A 13,340-nucleotide genomic window follows, 5' to 3' on the forward strand; every position below is an offset into this window, starting at 1 on the left:
GTGAATGAGGGATTTCCCCAACGGGGATGAAATCTATTTCAAGAATGGTATCACCATCCTTCATTCCGCGTTGGATGAAATCTATTTCCAGAATGGTATCACCATCCTTCATTCCGCGTTGAATGAAATCTATTTCCAGCAAAAGGGGGAGGCCCGCCTCACCCCTTTCGTGTTATTTTGATTTAGCTATTTTTTACATATGTTTGTAAGGGACATAATACCTTATGAGAACAGCTATAAAATGCACGGGCACTTTATTGCTGTTTATAATTGCAGTGCACTGTAATAACCAGCAACCCGACAATGCGACCTTGAAACAGATTATGCGGGATGAAGATGGCACCGTATACAAACGCGTATTTACATTATCGATGGACCCCAACAGGGAACGGGTGGAGATTTATTTCCCCTCCGGTGGCCTGAAGGAGCGCTATTTCCGTATGGATGGCAGGCTGGATGGCCCGCGTCAGCTATTTTATATCAATGGTGTGCTGTCAGAATCCGGCAACTGGCGGAATGATCGTCGTATAGGGGAGTTCCGTTATTACCGCGAAGACGGGCAGCTGGACTGCGTGCAGTACTATGGTTTGTTGGGCGATGGTAGCAGGTGATACTTATATTTCATATCTTCATGTAGTAATTCTACAACAGATGAAATACCGTTTACTGACACTGGTTATTGCAGTCCTTGCCACTACTTTTTCCCTTTCTGCTCAAACACTGCCTTCGCCGGATCAGTTTCTTGGATATCCCATAGGCGCACAGTTTACACCACATTACAAGGTGTTAGAATATTTCAGGGCAGTAGCAACCGCTACACCCAATATGCAGCTCGAACAATATGGTACTACGTACGAAGGCCGGCCGCTGATGATGGCAATCATTACATCGCCTGCAAACTTTGCCCGGCTCGACCAGATCAGGCAGCATAATATACAGCTGGTAAGCGGAGAAGCAAAGGTGGCAGGCAACGATCCGGTCATTGTGTGGCTCAGTTACAATGTACATGGAAACGAAGCAGTATCTACAGAAGCTGCCATGAAAACCCTGTACACACTGGCGAACAAAAGCAATACACAGCAACAGCAATGGCTGGAAAACACCGTGGTGATCATCGACCCCTGCCTGAACCCGGATGGACGTGAGCGTTATGTGAACTATTACAACCAGGTGCATACCCTCCTTCCTGACCCGGTGCTATCCGGCAGGGAGCATAAAGAACCCTGGCCAGGTGGCAGGGCGAACCACTATTACTTTGACCTGAACCGTGACTGGGCCTGGCAAACACAGACCGAATCACAGGCCCGGGTAGCACAATACAACCGCTGGATGCCACAGGTGCATGTGGATTTTCATGAACAAAGCATAGATGCTCCTTACTACTTTGCACCTGCAGCAGAACCTTTGCACGATATCATTAAACCATGGCAAAGAGATATGCTCAAGCTGATTGGAAAGAATAATGCAAAGTATTTTGATAAGGAAGGCTGGTTGTACTTTACAAAGGAAACATTCGATATGTTTTATCCCAGCTATGGTGATACATATCCTACTTATAATGGTGCTATTGGCATGACGTATGAGCAGGGTGGTGGCGGCCGCGCAGGTGTCATGGCCCTGAAGCAGGATGGTGATACACTGACGCTGGCACAGCGTATAGCACACCACTATACCACCGGTATGTCTACCATAGAAGTGGCTGCCGGTCAGGGACAACAGTTGCTGAAAGATTTTTCCAATTACTTCTACGAAGCAAGTCATAACCCGGATGGTCCTTATAAAGCATATGTGATCAAATCTGGTGGCAATGCAGAAAAATTAGCGGCACTGGCCCTGTTGCTGAAACGTAATAATATCAAATTCGGGTATGGCGCAAATGGTGCGAAAGCCACTGGCTTCAACTATTTCAATGGTAAAACCGAAAGCTTTGCTATCGATAAGGAAGATATGGTGATCAATGCCATGCAAACCCGTTCCAACCTGCTGAAAGTATTGTTTGAACCAGATAGCCGGCTCACTGATTCTATCACCTACGATATCACAGCATGGGCATTGCCTTATGCATACGGATTACAATCTTATGCAGTGAAAGAGCCGTTGAATCCTGAACGCGATACCTTACTGATTCCGGTAGCGGCACCCGTGAACTCAGAGCGGAGTTATGCATACCTCGCCCGGTGGAATAGTGTAAGAGATGCACGTTTCTTATCTGCATTATTAAAAAGAAAAATAAGAGTACGATTTGCTGAAGGGCCGTTTACAGCAGGGGGAAAATCTTATCCTGCCGGCACCCTGATTATTACAAGAGCAGGGAATGAAGCAGCAGGAGAGGGCTTCGATGTGATGGTGACCGGACTGGCCAAAACAGTGGGTGTAACGCTGGATGTGGCAAGTACCGGATTTGTAGATAAGGGTGTGGATTTTGGTTCTGAAAAGGTACATTATATCAAACCGATGCGGGTAGTGCTGGCCATGGGAAGCGGTGTTTCTTCACTGGCGGCAGGTGAGATCTGGTATTATTTTGAACAGCAGATCGGCTACCCGCTTACAATAGTGGACGAGAGTAACCTGGGGCAGGTAAACTGGAAGGATGTAGACGTGCTGATTTTACCTGATGGTAATTATAAATTCCTGGCAGATAAGGAAAATGCCGGCAAACTGAAAGACTGGTTAAGTAATGGTGGCAAACTGATTGCGTTGCAGGATGCACTGTTCCAGGTGGCGCAGCAGGATTGGGGGATAAAAGTGAAGAAAGATGCAACGCCGGGACTGGATGATAAGAAAGATGAATATACACTGTTGAAGAGTTATGCAAACAGGGAGCGGGATGGGGTTAAACAGGCCATTCCGGGTGCTATTTACAAGGTACAGCTGGATAATACCCATCCGTTGGCTTTTGGGTTTTCAGAGACTTATTATACCCTGAAGCAGGATGACAGAATCTATGAATTTATGGATGGTGGGGGATGGAATGTAGGAATACTGAAAAAGGATAATTACCTCAGTGGTTTTGTAGGTACAGATACACGCAAGCGCCTCAGGGATGGCGTATTATTTGGCGTGAAGGAAGTAGGGAACGGAAAGGTGGTGATGCTGGCAGACGATCCCCTGTTCCGCAGTTTCTGGGAAAATGGGAAATTGCTGTTTGGCAATGCGTTGTTTATGGTATTTTAAAAGCGTTTGATATTACAATCGAGTGCCGGTGTGGTGTTGACTTCTAATGATTTTTTTGCCAACAGATCATTAAAAGCGTTTAATATTACAACCGAGTGCCGGCGTAGTGTTGACTTTAGGTGATTTTTGAGCCAGTAAATCATTGATGGCGTTGTTGAGATGACGGGTTTTAACAGCGTCTGCATTACCCGGACTGTCATCAATACCGCCTTTGTACACAAGGATACCGCTTTGGTTAAAAAGGTAGCACTCCGGCATGTGAGAAGCCTGAAATGCCTCGGCAATAGCAGCAGCAGGATCGGCTACATAGTACCAGTTGTATTGCTGGGAGAGGGCGTAGGTTTTCATCGCTTCCAGCGTGGTATTGGCATTTGAGTTGACGAGGACTACGCCGATCTGGTTGGAGAGGGCGTAGCGGCATATTTCGATGGTTCTGGCTTTGTTTCGTTCTACATATGGGCAATCATTGCCCGAAAACATGACCAAAAGACCATTGGTTTGTTTGGCTTTGTTGAGTGTAATTTCTTTTCCGGAAATGTCTTTGAGTGCCTGATCACCTTTTGGGATAGGGGCCCCTATTTCCAAAGGAAGTACCGCCACCCGCATGGCGGTGAGCACAAAGCATAATACCAGGTAGTGAGACTTTATCATAAATATAGGTTTACAGGGGCAACGGTTGAACTAAAGATAATACTTATGTGTTAAATTAATTTAATCTATTGGATGAGTGGTGGTGGGCCTCCTTTAAATACTTAATACTCGCATTGAGCTCAAAACCAATCAATAACGTCAGGGAGTTCAGGTAAACGGCAATCATCAATATCAGCAGTGTTCCCACGGACCCATAAATCTTATTATAATTACTAAAGTTATTCACAAACACTGAAAACCCAATAGTCACCAATATCATTAAGATAGTAGCCAGCGTACTGCCCGCTGTAATAAACTTCCACTTCTTGTTGGTAGCTGGCACGAACCGGTACAACACCGAGAGGATAGAATAAAATAAAAAGATAATCAACACCCACCGGGTCGTTTCTGCCAGTGAAATGATGGTTTTATTCTGGATTCCCAAGGTCTCAAAGATATAATGCAACACGGTACCCTGCGCAATAATCAATGCCACTGTCAGCAACAATAAAAACACCAGGATCGCTGTCAGTTGCAAAGCCAGCAATCTTTTCTGCCACCACTTCCTTTTCCTGAACCCCGGCTGCCTTCTGTTAAAAGAACGGGCCACCCCCATCACGGCATTCGAGGAGGCAAAAAAGCTCATCCCAAACGAGATGGACAGCAATCCATTGTGATGCGTATACAGGAAGTCATGAATCATATCCCGTACGATGATGTAAGTATTGTAATTCGGGGTTACGTCCTCCGCCAGCTCATACAAGGTAGCCTCCACATTGTTCATGGGAATATAAGGTACCAACGTAAACAAAAAGATAAAAAACGGTGGTATTGCCAGCAGGAAGTTGAAGGAAATGGCCGCAGCCCTTTCTCCGAGACTCTTGTTTTTAATCTCCCTGAAGAAATAATGAATCACATCATACAACGGCAACCCCTCAAACCCGGGCAATACGATGCTCTTGCTCCTATGGATAAGGAAGCTGATAGGTTTGATTGCCATTATGATAGACTCTATTTTCCTCATAGCTAAGCAGGTACGCCACTATATACCTCTTGCATTCAGGGCTGCCTGATATAAATGGGCATTTTTCATATGCTCTGCGTAGGTGGCCGCAAATGCATGATAACCAGAAAAATCAGATTTAGCGCAAAAATACAGGTAATCTGTCTCAGGTGTATTGAGTACAGCTTCCAGCGTTTTTACGGATGGTGTACAGATCGGGCCCGGAGGCAGACCTTCATACCTGTAGGTGTTATAGGGAGAATCAAATTGCAGGTGTCCTTCCCTGATTCTTTTCAATGCAAAATCCTGCAGGGCAAACTTCACAGTCGGATCGGCCTGCAGTCGCATCCCTTTCCTGAACCTGTTCAAATATACACTGGAAATCAATGGTTTTTCGTCATTCTTATTGGACTCTTCTTCTACAATAGAAGCCAGTATGGTCACCTGGTCGATAGACAGGTTCAAACGCTGTGCTTTCTCCTTTCTTTCTGAAGTCCAGAAATCTTCTCTTCCTTTTTCAATCTTCTTAAATGCATTCTCGGCAGAAGTGTTCCAGTAGAACTCGTAAGAATTCGGCATAATCGCACACATCACCGTATTGGTATCCAGCCCATACTGCCTGAGGTACACGTTGTCATTGATCAGCGCCTGGAAGGTGGCAGAATCTGCCTCCAGGTTAGTACAGATTTTACGAATCAGGTCTCTTTTGGTTCTGAGCTTGGTAATGGTGAGTACCACAGGCGTCTGCCGGCCGGAGCGGAGCAGTTTCACAATCTCAAAATTGCTCATACCCCTGGTTATTTTATACTTACCAGCCTTTACACGTTCCGGGTAACCCAGTTCCCGCGCCACCCAGTCAAAGCTGTTGCGGCTGCGTATAATCTCCTGGTCCATCAGGCCACTGAGTACGTCAGTATAAGTACTGCCGGTGCGGACATAAAAGAATTTGTTATCGCCAAATGCACGGGTATTTGGACCAAACAGGCGATATCCAAAATAGACGAGCGTTCCGGCGGCCAGGGCAATCACGACCACCAGGGCACGCCTGATCCATAGGCTTTTTTGTTGCTGTTGCTTTGATTTGCTTCTCTTTGTCTTTGCCATAAGAAGGATAGGTAACAAAAAACCTCGCTGGTTGGCGAGGTTCTATAATAGCTTAGTTAGCCAGGTTATTTAGGTTGCTGAGTAGCGCCACCCTGCGGTTGGATAGGTTGCTGCTGCTGTTGTTGCTGCAAGCCACCGGAAGCAGGTACGTTACGCTCAATCACTGACTTTTCCTGCTGTTTTACAGTACCTTTTGAAATAAAGATAGAAGAGGTCATGCAAAGTACAGCAATGATAGCAGCCAGGATCCAGGTACCTTTTTCGAGTACATCGGTAGTCTGGCGCACACCCATTACCTGATTACCAAAACCACCAAAAGAGCCGCTCAAACCGCCACCTTTTGGGTTTTGTATCAGCACAAAAAAGCCTAACAGCACGCAGGCCAGGATGATTAAAATACCGAAAATCAATAACATATTATATGTGTTAATTTTTGTCTGTTAGAATTTGTAATTCTTTGATCTTTTGCGCAAAATAAGCGCTTTTGGTGGGATTAAGCAAACTTAATTTCTGATATATCTGGATCGCTGTATTATACTGGTGTTGTTTCGCCCATATTTCAGCCAGCGTTTCGGTCACCATATCATTATTAAGTGTGATTGAATCCATCGCCATTTTCTCTACAGCCTCAGATACTTCAGGGTCTGCATCCTGGTAGCTCATGTTAATCTGCTGACGGTACCAGTCTTTACTGGCCTTTTCTGCAAAGCTGCTCTTCATTTCTTTCAGCCAGGAGGTGAAACTTTTCATCTCAGCTTTACCTTTCTCATTCAGTTCATCTGCTTTTTCAGGGTCTTTCAGGCGCTTGTAAGCAAAATAGTCGTCTGAATAAAGCGGTTGAAATGTTAAGGTCGAATTATCTTCAAGCGCTGGCATTTCCAGCGGGAAAATACGGATTGGCTCTTCTTCTTCGGCTGTGATGGTTACCGGAAGGTCAGACGCTACTATAATCGGTGCTGGTTCCATCTCTGGCGCTGCTGCTTTTATCTGTTCGTTTGTTATTTCCGGTGCTTTTACCTGTTCATCTATTACTTCCGGTTCTGGTTCTGGTGCTGTAACTGTCACATTATCAGGTGTCACGGTGATCTCATCGTCGGTAGTAAAGGTCGTTATTTCTTCCTCCACGGGTTCCTCGTATGCAGGCGTTTCCTGCTCAGGCGCCTCGTAAGCCGGCTCCGGCTTAGCTATTACCGGCGCCGCTACCACCTCATCTGTAGTGATAAAGCGGTAAAAATAATGCATATTATTACTGAACTGCTGTGCCTTCTTAACAGCTGGCGCCAGCAGGTTCTTTTGTTCGCTATATTGTTTCCTGGCTAATAATAGCCTGGCTGCCGTAAAGTATGGATACTGTGTTATAATCCATTCTAAACCTGGCTCGTCAACCTGCTTAATATCAGGCGTTTGGAAAATATGTTGAATGATCCTGTTTGCGGTCATATAGCTGCTAAAGTATGAAAAAAAATTAAATACGAAAGCTACATTTTACCAGTTGGCAAAGGCCTTATTGAAAATATCATCCACGACCTGGGGGAGAATTGTATTTTCTAACAGGCTGTTTTCCACCGCACTAGGCAACTGTGTGGCCGAGAAGTCAGCAGAACGGGTAAAGGCCTGGGTCCATCCTTTCTTATCACCCACCCTTTTTACAAAGGTAACGTTGATGGTCACTGTCAGTCGGGAAGTAGCCGCTTTATCCACATTCGTTACGGCAGCATTACTGAAAGCATACCCTGTCACCGCACCCCTGAACTCATAGTCGGTATTGTCTTCGTTGACCTGTACCAGCCTGGTTTGCGAAGTGACTTTTGTTCTCAGTTTTTCTGTAACGTTCTGGCTCAGGGTTGGGTTATTGATAGGCGCCCTGTTATCGATGAACCGTACATTCACTGTTTTTGCTCCCTGATCTATACTGGCGCCGTTGGCGGAGTATTTAATGGAGCATCCACCCATCATCAGCAACAGGCTGATGGCCATTATCCCCTGAAATAATCTGGTCATTGCAATACTTTATTCGTTAATGTTGTATTCCTTCAGTTTTCTATACAGTGTTCTCTCCGAAATGCCCAGATCAAGTGCGGCATCTTTTCTTTTGCCCTTGTGTTTTTTCAGTGCTTTTACGATCAGCTCCTTTTCCTTGTCGGCAATAGATAGTGTCTCTTCCACTTCTTCGTGGAGGTCTATCTTATTATTGTCCTGGAGAATGATCGGTTGTTGCGGTGCGGCAATAGCGGTAGATGTTACATTGGTATTTACCTCCGGCTGCGGATGAAAACTGTGCAGCATATGATTATCCTGGAAGTTGGCCGTAGCAGAATGAGCCAGGTTAGGATTTTGCAGTACTTCGAAGAACATCTTCTTCAGTTCTGTCACATCCTTCTTCATGTCGAAAAACAACTTGTAGAGGATATCCCTTTCGTTCGAAAAGTCACCGTTTGGCTTAGTCTGTGGTGCTGCAAGCATAGGCAGGCGGGGTGTTTCGGGCAGCTCCGGCAAAAAGCGTCTCAGTTCCTGGGCAGTGATCACTTTATCATGCGCCAGTACGGAGATCTGTTCCGCCATATTCTTTAGCTCGCGCACATTTCCTCTCCACTGGTAATTGACGAGGATATTACGTGCCTCATCATCCAGTTGTATGGAAGTGGTCTTGTATCTTTCAGCAAAGTCAAGGCAGAACTTGCGGAACAGGAGGGGAATATCTTCCTTCCTGTCGCGTAGCGAGGGTACCCGGATAGGTACGGTATTCAGGCGGTAGTACAGGTCTTCCCTGAACTTTCCCTGTTGGGTATGATCCAGCAGATCGCGGTTGGTAGCCGTGATCACGCGTACATCTGTTTTTTGCACTTTGGAGGAACCTACCCTGATGAATTCACCTGTTTCCAGTACACGGAGCAGGCGGGCCTGCGTGCCTAACGGCAATTCGCCAATTTCATCGAGGAAGATGGTACCACCGTTTACAGTTTCGAAATAACCTTTACGGCTATCGACAGCACCGGTAAACGATCCTTTTTCATGTCCGAACAGTTCGGAATCGATTGTTCCTTCGGGTATAGCACCGCAGTTGACAGCGATGAAAGGGTTATGTTTACGGGCACTTAATGAATGGATGATATTGGAAAACACTTCTTTACCAACGCCGCTTTCCCCGACTATCAATACTGTCAGGTCTGTATTGGCCACCTGGGCGGCCACCTGCAGGGCATAGTTGAGTACCGGTGAATTTCCTATAATGCCAAACCTGTTTTTAATGGACTGTATATTATCCATAGCCTTATTTTACGAGGCTGACGCTGTCAGTCCCGGCTGTTATCCAATTAATTTTTTCTTACGCTTTCCCTGTTGCGGTGCCGATTAAGGTGCCGGAGGTACAGCTGTCTACTTTCACCCAAACGTAGTCACATTTCTGGAAATTTTCCTTAGGAAAAACAATCACCTTGTTATGGCCGGTTCTTCCAAACAAATGCTCGGCTGACCTTTTGGAAGTACCTTCTACCAGCACTTTGAAGGTCTTGCCCACATCCTGCTGCATACTGGCCAGTGATTGCCCCCTGTGCAGTTCCACTACCTCTGCCAGTCTTCTCTTCTTCACATCATCCGGCACATCGTCCTGATAACGGCGGGCAGCCAGGGTACCCGGGCGCTCGGAGTAGAAGAACATGTAAGCGAGATCATAACCAGCATATGCCATTACTTCCAGGGTGTCTTTGTGATCTTCCTCCGTTTCGGTGCAGAAGCCGGTAATGACATCTGTAGAAATACCACAATCGGGAAGTATCTCGCGGATGCGGTCTACTTTTTTCATATACCACTCGCGGGTATAGGTACGGTTCATGAGCTGCAAAATCCTGTTGCTGCCACTCTGAACCGGCAGGTGAATGTAATTGCAGATGTTTTCGTACTTCGCCATCACGTGCAGTACTTCGTCCGTAATATCTTTCGGATGGGAGGTGCTGAAGCGAACCCTGAGGAGAGGGCTGATCTGCGCTACTTTTTCCATCAGGTTGGCAAAAGTGACGGTTTCAGCATCGTTCACGGGGTTTACCCAGTAGTAAGAATCTACGTTCTGGCCCAGGAGGGTTACTTCACGATAACCTCTCTGAAAGAGGTCTGTGGCTTCCTGCAGAATAGAGCGGTAGTCACGGCTGCGCTCACGACCACGTGTAAAAGGTACTACGCAGAAGGAACACATATTATTACAACCACGCATGATGGAGACAAAGGCAGTTACGCCATTTGAATCCAGTCTTACAGGGCTGATGTCGTCGTAGGTTTCCTCACGGCTCAGCAGTACATTCACTGCTTTCTGGCCGGTTTCGGCTTCTTCAATCAGGGCAGGGAGGGTACGGTAGGCATCCGGTCCTACGACCATGTCTACCAGTTTTTCTTCTTCTAACAGTTTGGCTTTCAGTCTTTCTGCCATACAGCCAAGTACGCCTACAAGGAGTTCGGGATTGCGCTGCTTTACCTTCTGGAACTCGGTGAGCCTTTTACGCACAGTCGTTTCCGCTTTTTCCCTGATGGAACAGGTATTGAGCAGTACAAGGCTGGCCTCTTCCACGTTGCGGGTAGGGCCATAACCTTCTTCTTTCAGGATGGAAGCCACGATCTCACTATCGTTGAAGTTCATCTGGCAACCATAACTTTCTATGTAGAATTTCCTGGTATAAGTCTGAATATCTGCAGCCTCCGGAGCGAAAGCCTCGCCCTGCCGGTTTTCGTCATGCACTTTTGTTACCTGATCCAGCATTCTTTTCTAATCATTTTAGGAAAGCAAAACTAAGCAATAAAATCCGAAAATGACAGAATGGCATGGATGAGTCAATATAAACTTCATGAGAGCCGCCGGGGTTTTGAGTTGTAGTTTTTTCATAATGTTTTTCCGGTGGGTTTCAATGGTATATATACTAAGGTGCAGGTGGTCGGCTACCTGTTGATTGGTATGTTGTCTGCTGATGAGCTGGAGAATTTCTTTTTCCCTGCGGGTGAGGTTAAATTGTTGCAGAAAGGCGTTGTCTGTGTCGAAGTTCTGAACGGGGAGGTGGGGGCGGAAGGGGAAGCTGGTCTGCCCCGAGTTCACCAGGTGAATGGTATGAAAAAGGTCGTCGGCGTTACAGTCTTTCAAAAGGTAACCCCGTGCCCCGGCGTGCATGGCTTCCGAAATGAGGTGGGCATCGTTGTACCCGCTTACGATAATAACTTTCACCCTGGGATACCGGTCCCTGATCAGCCGGGTGGCTTCCAGGCCGTTCATGACAGGCATATTGATGTCTATCAGCACGATATCGGGGAGTCGCACACAGAGCAGGTCCAGGAGTTCCTGGCCATTGGTGGCTACATGGGTGACCCTGAGGGCGGGGTCAGTAGTAAGAAGAGTGCGGATTCCGGTGGTAAAAAGCCGGTGATCGTCCGCCAGCATGATGTTAACAGGCATGTTCGCAGCTTAGGGGTACATGAATGATAAAGGTAGTACCACACCTTCCGCTGTCTGTGTGAATTTGTCCGCCCAGTGACCTGACCCGGGTATGTACACTGGTGAGCCCAATGCCTTGTTGAAATGCGGCCGGAAGGCCAATACCATTGTCTTCTACCATTATTTCGAGGTAATCAGGGCAGAAGAGAATCTGTACGGTGGCTTCCGAAGCTTTTGCATGCCTGATAATGTTGTGGGTGAGTTCCATGACAATGCGGTAAAGCAGTAATTCCTGTCTTGAAGTAAAGTGATGCTGGTAGGCATTGCAATAATAATGAAAGGCGATCGTGCCCCGGGAATCGAGGGAAGAAAAATACGATTGTAATATAGACGTAAAGGGAGTGGTTTCGAAGTGGGGCGGAATGAGGTTGTGGGTGGCCCGCCGTACGTTCTGACTGGTTTGGTCTACCAGTTCCAGCAGGGAGGTAGCACGTTGTTCATCGTGTACGGAGCTGTAGCGAAGGCTTTGCAGGTTCATTTTGATAGCGGCGAGACTGCTGCCTATTTCATCATGCAGGTCGGCGGCAATACGGCGGCGTTCTGCTTCCTGGATGTCCAGTTCATGTTCCTGTTGTTCGTGAATGCGGTTGAGGAGAATGAATTCTTTCTTTTTGTAACTTTCAATTTTGTACAACATGAGGATGAGTATAAAAATGATACTCCATGTGCCGAGCAAGGGCAGCATACCGGTAGCATCCCCTGATTTGTGCTCAATAAAATACATAGCCGCTTGTAACGGTGTTGAGGGGATAAAGTGTGTGAACAGATGAGTGCTCATAGTTACAGAGAATAAGGGGTCAGATCCTGTTAATTATGAGAGAAGTAGAAAAGTTTGTCCCAATTTTTCTACAATTCTAAGGAAAAAAAGGGTTGCAACGTTGGTTTGGATAAAAATAATTTTCAGGTGGTCAGCTATGTGGGATTGTTTATATTTATTGTAATAATCAATTAAGGAATAAATGATAATGCAACAAAGTCCTGTTCAGATGGAGAAAGGTACGTATGTGGGCCGTACGGTTCAGGAACATATCTTTAACCATATAATTACCACAGAAACGACTTATGCCAGGGACTTTACTTCTGAGTGGCATTACCATGCGAATCCGCATTTCTCACATATTCTTTGTGGTGGTAGTAAAGAGTTGACGGAGAGGCAGTCGGATATCAATGTAGTGGGAGAGGGGTTGTATTATTACCCGGGTATTGCGCATCAGAATACGGGATACCAGGAGGGGACGAGGATTTTCAATCTTGAGCTGGAACCTGGATTTTTTAAACAATATGACCTGGAAGTGCCACCGCCAGCCCTGATGTTTGATGCGGAGGCACAGTTGAATGCAAGAGGGTTAATCAGGGCGATGAAGGAGCATTACCTGTATGATGCGCAGAGCCAGATGGCGATAGAGCAGATTTGTATCAGCCTGATACAACCGGATGAAAAACTATTTCCTGAATGGGTGCCTAAAATAAAAGCAGTGATGCAGGAGTATTGGGATCAGCCCTTGTCATTGCCACAATTATCAAAGGAACTAGGTTTGCACCCGGTTACGATCTCTAAATATTTCTCAAAATATTTTAATTGTTCTGCGGGAGAATACCTGCGTCGTATTAAAGTAGAGAGGGCGGTAGGGATGATTCGTAGTGGTCAATATTCACTGACATCTGTAGCTTACCAATGTGGCTTTGCGGACCAGGCGCATTTTACAAAGACTTTTCAACGCATAACAGGGATGTTGCCGAGGCAATATGAGAAATTGTAAAGAGAATTTGTCAGCAAAAAAAGAAAACATCCTTTAGTCCCTGCTCTCATTTCCCCTCCACCGGCGTCAGCCAAAATGCAGCCACATGCGCTAGCCCCAAAAGAAAACTTCTTTTAGTCCCTGCCGTCATTTCCGCTCCACCGGCGCCAGCCAAAACGCCCTCCCCAGGCGCCAGCCAAAAAAAAGAGAGCACTTCCTT

14 protein-coding genes are annotated in these 13,340 nt (G+C 46.3%); 4 read left to right on the forward strand and 10 right to left on the reverse strand.

Annotation, left to right across the window (positions count from 1 at the left end):
- Positions 1–4 precede the first annotated feature (4 nt).
- Genes ABDW16_RS12750 through ABDW16_RS12760 form a run of 3 tightly spaced genes read left to right on the forward strand, consistent with a single transcriptional unit; the run spans position 5 to position 3,174 of the window.
- On the forward strand, positions 5–181 hold the full coding sequence (locus ABDW16_RS12750) for a hypothetical protein (RefSeq protein ID WP_343670200.1): 177 nt from the start codon (positions 5–7) through the stop codon (positions 179–181).
- Positions 182–224: 43 nt separating this feature from the next.
- On the forward strand, positions 225–611 hold the full coding sequence (locus tag ABDW16_RS12755) for a hypothetical protein (RefSeq protein WP_343670201.1): 387 nt from the start codon (positions 225–227) through the stop codon (positions 609–611).
- 40 nt (positions 612–651) lie between these two features.
- Complete coding sequence (locus tag ABDW16_RS12760) at positions 652–3,174, forward strand: M14 metallopeptidase family protein (RefSeq protein ID WP_343670202.1); 2,523 nt, start codon at positions 652–654, stop codon at positions 3,172–3,174.
- Between the two features lie 69 nt (positions 3,175–3,243).
- On the opposite strand, the gene ABDW16_RS12765 is transcribed toward ABDW16_RS12760, so the two are convergent.
- The 10 genes from ABDW16_RS12765 to ABDW16_RS12810 all read right to left on the reverse strand — a co-directional run bounded on the left by ABDW16_RS12765 (position 3,244) and on the right by ABDW16_RS12810 (position 12,159).
- Positions 3,244–3,825: a redoxin domain-containing protein gene (locus tag ABDW16_RS12765; protein WP_343670204.1), complete on the reverse strand. Its 582-nt coding sequence runs from the start codon at positions 3,823–3,825 to the stop codon at positions 3,244–3,246.
- Positions 3,826–3,880: 55 nt separating this feature from the next.
- Positions 3,881–4,804: a YihY/virulence factor BrkB family protein gene (locus ABDW16_RS12770; protein WP_343670205.1), complete on the reverse strand. Its 924-nt coding sequence runs from the start codon at positions 4,802–4,804 to the stop codon at positions 3,881–3,883.
- A gap of 42 nt (positions 4,805–4,846) precedes the next feature.
- Positions 4,847–5,911, reverse strand: a complete 1,065-nt coding sequence (gene mltG / locus ABDW16_RS12775; RefSeq protein ID WP_343670207.1) for an endolytic transglycosylase MltG — start codon at positions 5,909–5,911, stop codon at positions 4,847–4,849.
- Between the two features lie 65 nt (positions 5,912–5,976).
- Positions 5,977–6,327, reverse strand: a complete 351-nt coding sequence (secG, locus tag ABDW16_RS12780; protein ID WP_343670208.1) for a preprotein translocase subunit SecG — start codon at positions 6,325–6,327, stop codon at positions 5,977–5,979.
- Between the two features lie 10 nt (positions 6,328–6,337).
- Positions 6,338–7,351 carry a hypothetical protein gene (locus ABDW16_RS12785; RefSeq protein WP_343670210.1) on the reverse strand — a complete coding sequence of 338 codons (1,014 nt, stop codon included), beginning with the start codon at positions 7,349–7,351 and terminating at the stop codon, positions 6,338–6,340.
- 45 nt (positions 7,352–7,396) lie between these two features.
- Complete coding sequence (lptE, locus tag ABDW16_RS12790; protein WP_343670211.1) at positions 7,397–7,912, reverse strand: LPS assembly lipoprotein LptE; 516 nt, start codon at positions 7,910–7,912, stop codon at positions 7,397–7,399.
- Positions 7,913–7,921: 9 nt separating this feature from the next.
- A complete protein-coding gene (locus ABDW16_RS12795) occupies positions 7,922–9,178 on the reverse strand; it encodes a sigma-54 dependent transcriptional regulator (protein WP_343670213.1) in 1,257 nt (418 codons plus the stop codon).
- 58 nt (positions 9,179–9,236) lie between these two features.
- On the reverse strand, positions 9,237–10,658 hold the full coding sequence (gene miaB, locus ABDW16_RS12800) for a tRNA (N6-isopentenyl adenosine(37)-C2)-methylthiotransferase MiaB (RefSeq protein WP_343670214.1): 1,422 nt from the start codon (positions 10,656–10,658) through the stop codon (positions 9,237–9,239).
- Between the two features lie 15 nt (positions 10,659–10,673).
- On the reverse strand, positions 10,674–11,342 hold the full coding sequence (locus ABDW16_RS12805; protein ID WP_343670215.1) for a response regulator transcription factor: 669 nt from the start codon (positions 11,340–11,342) through the stop codon (positions 10,674–10,676).
- Positions 11,332–12,159 (reverse strand): ATP-binding protein, encoded by an 828-nt coding sequence (locus tag ABDW16_RS12810; RefSeq protein ID WP_343670216.1) that lies wholly within the window; start codon positions 12,157–12,159, stop codon positions 11,332–11,334. The genes ABDW16_RS12805 and ABDW16_RS12810 overlap by 11 nt, the downstream gene beginning before the upstream one ends.
- Positions 12,160–12,340: 181 nt before the next feature.
- Between ABDW16_RS12810 and ABDW16_RS12815 the strand changes: the two genes are divergently transcribed.
- Positions 12,341–13,141, forward strand: coding sequence for a helix-turn-helix transcriptional regulator (locus ABDW16_RS12815; protein WP_343670217.1), 801 nt, complete (start codon positions 12,341–12,343; stop codon positions 13,139–13,141).
- Positions 13,142–13,340 lie beyond the last annotated feature (199 nt).

The organism is Chitinophaga sp. (genome assembly GCF_039596135.1).
Taxonomy (GTDB): domain Bacteria; phylum Bacteroidota; class Bacteroidia; order Chitinophagales; family Chitinophagaceae; genus Chitinophaga.

Coding starts and splice junctions, on each gene's coding strand:
- ABDW16_RS12750 (WP_343670200.1), top strand. CDS start 5: ATGAGGGATTTCCCCAACGGGGATGAAATCTATTTCAAGAATGGTATC.
- ABDW16_RS12755 (WP_343670201.1), top strand. CDS start 225: ATGAGAACAGCTATAAAATGCACGGGCACTTTATTGCTGTTTATAATT.
- ABDW16_RS12760 (WP_343670202.1), top strand. CDS start 652: ATGAAATACCGTTTACTGACACTGGTTATTGCAGTCCTTGCCACTACT.
- ABDW16_RS12765 (WP_343670204.1), bottom strand. CDS start 3,825: ATGATAAAGTCTCACTACCTGGTATTATGCTTTGTGCTCACCGCCATG.
- ABDW16_RS12770 (WP_343670205.1), bottom strand. CDS start 4,804: ATGGCAATCAAACCTATCAGCTTCCTTATCCATAGGAGCAAGAGCATC.
- mltG (WP_343670207.1), bottom strand. CDS start 5,911: ATGGCAAAGACAAAGAGAAGCAAATCAAAGCAACAGCAACAAAAAAGC.
- secG (WP_343670208.1), bottom strand. CDS start 6,327: ATGTTATTGATTTTCGGTATTTTAATCATCCTGGCCTGCGTGCTGTTA.
- ABDW16_RS12785 (WP_343670210.1), bottom strand. CDS start 7,351: ATGACCGCAAACAGGATCATTCAACATATTTTCCAAACGCCTGATATT.
- lptE (WP_343670211.1), bottom strand. CDS start 7,912: ATGACCAGATTATTTCAGGGGATAATGGCCATCAGCCTGTTGCTGATG.
- ABDW16_RS12795 (WP_343670213.1), bottom strand. CDS start 9,178: ATGGATAATATACAGTCCATTAAAAACAGGTTTGGCATTATAGGAAAT.
- miaB (WP_343670214.1), bottom strand. CDS start 10,658: ATGCTGGATCAGGTAACAAAAGTGCATGACGAAAACCGGCAGGGCGAG.
- ABDW16_RS12805 (WP_343670215.1), bottom strand. CDS start 11,342: ATGCCTGTTAACATCATGCTGGCGGACGATCACCGGCTTTTTACCACC.
- ABDW16_RS12810 (WP_343670216.1), bottom strand. CDS start 12,159: ATGAGCACTCATCTGTTCACACACTTTATCCCCTCAACACCGTTACAA.
- ABDW16_RS12815 (WP_343670217.1), top strand. CDS start 12,341: ATGATAATGCAACAAAGTCCTGTTCAGATGGAGAAAGGTACGTATGTG.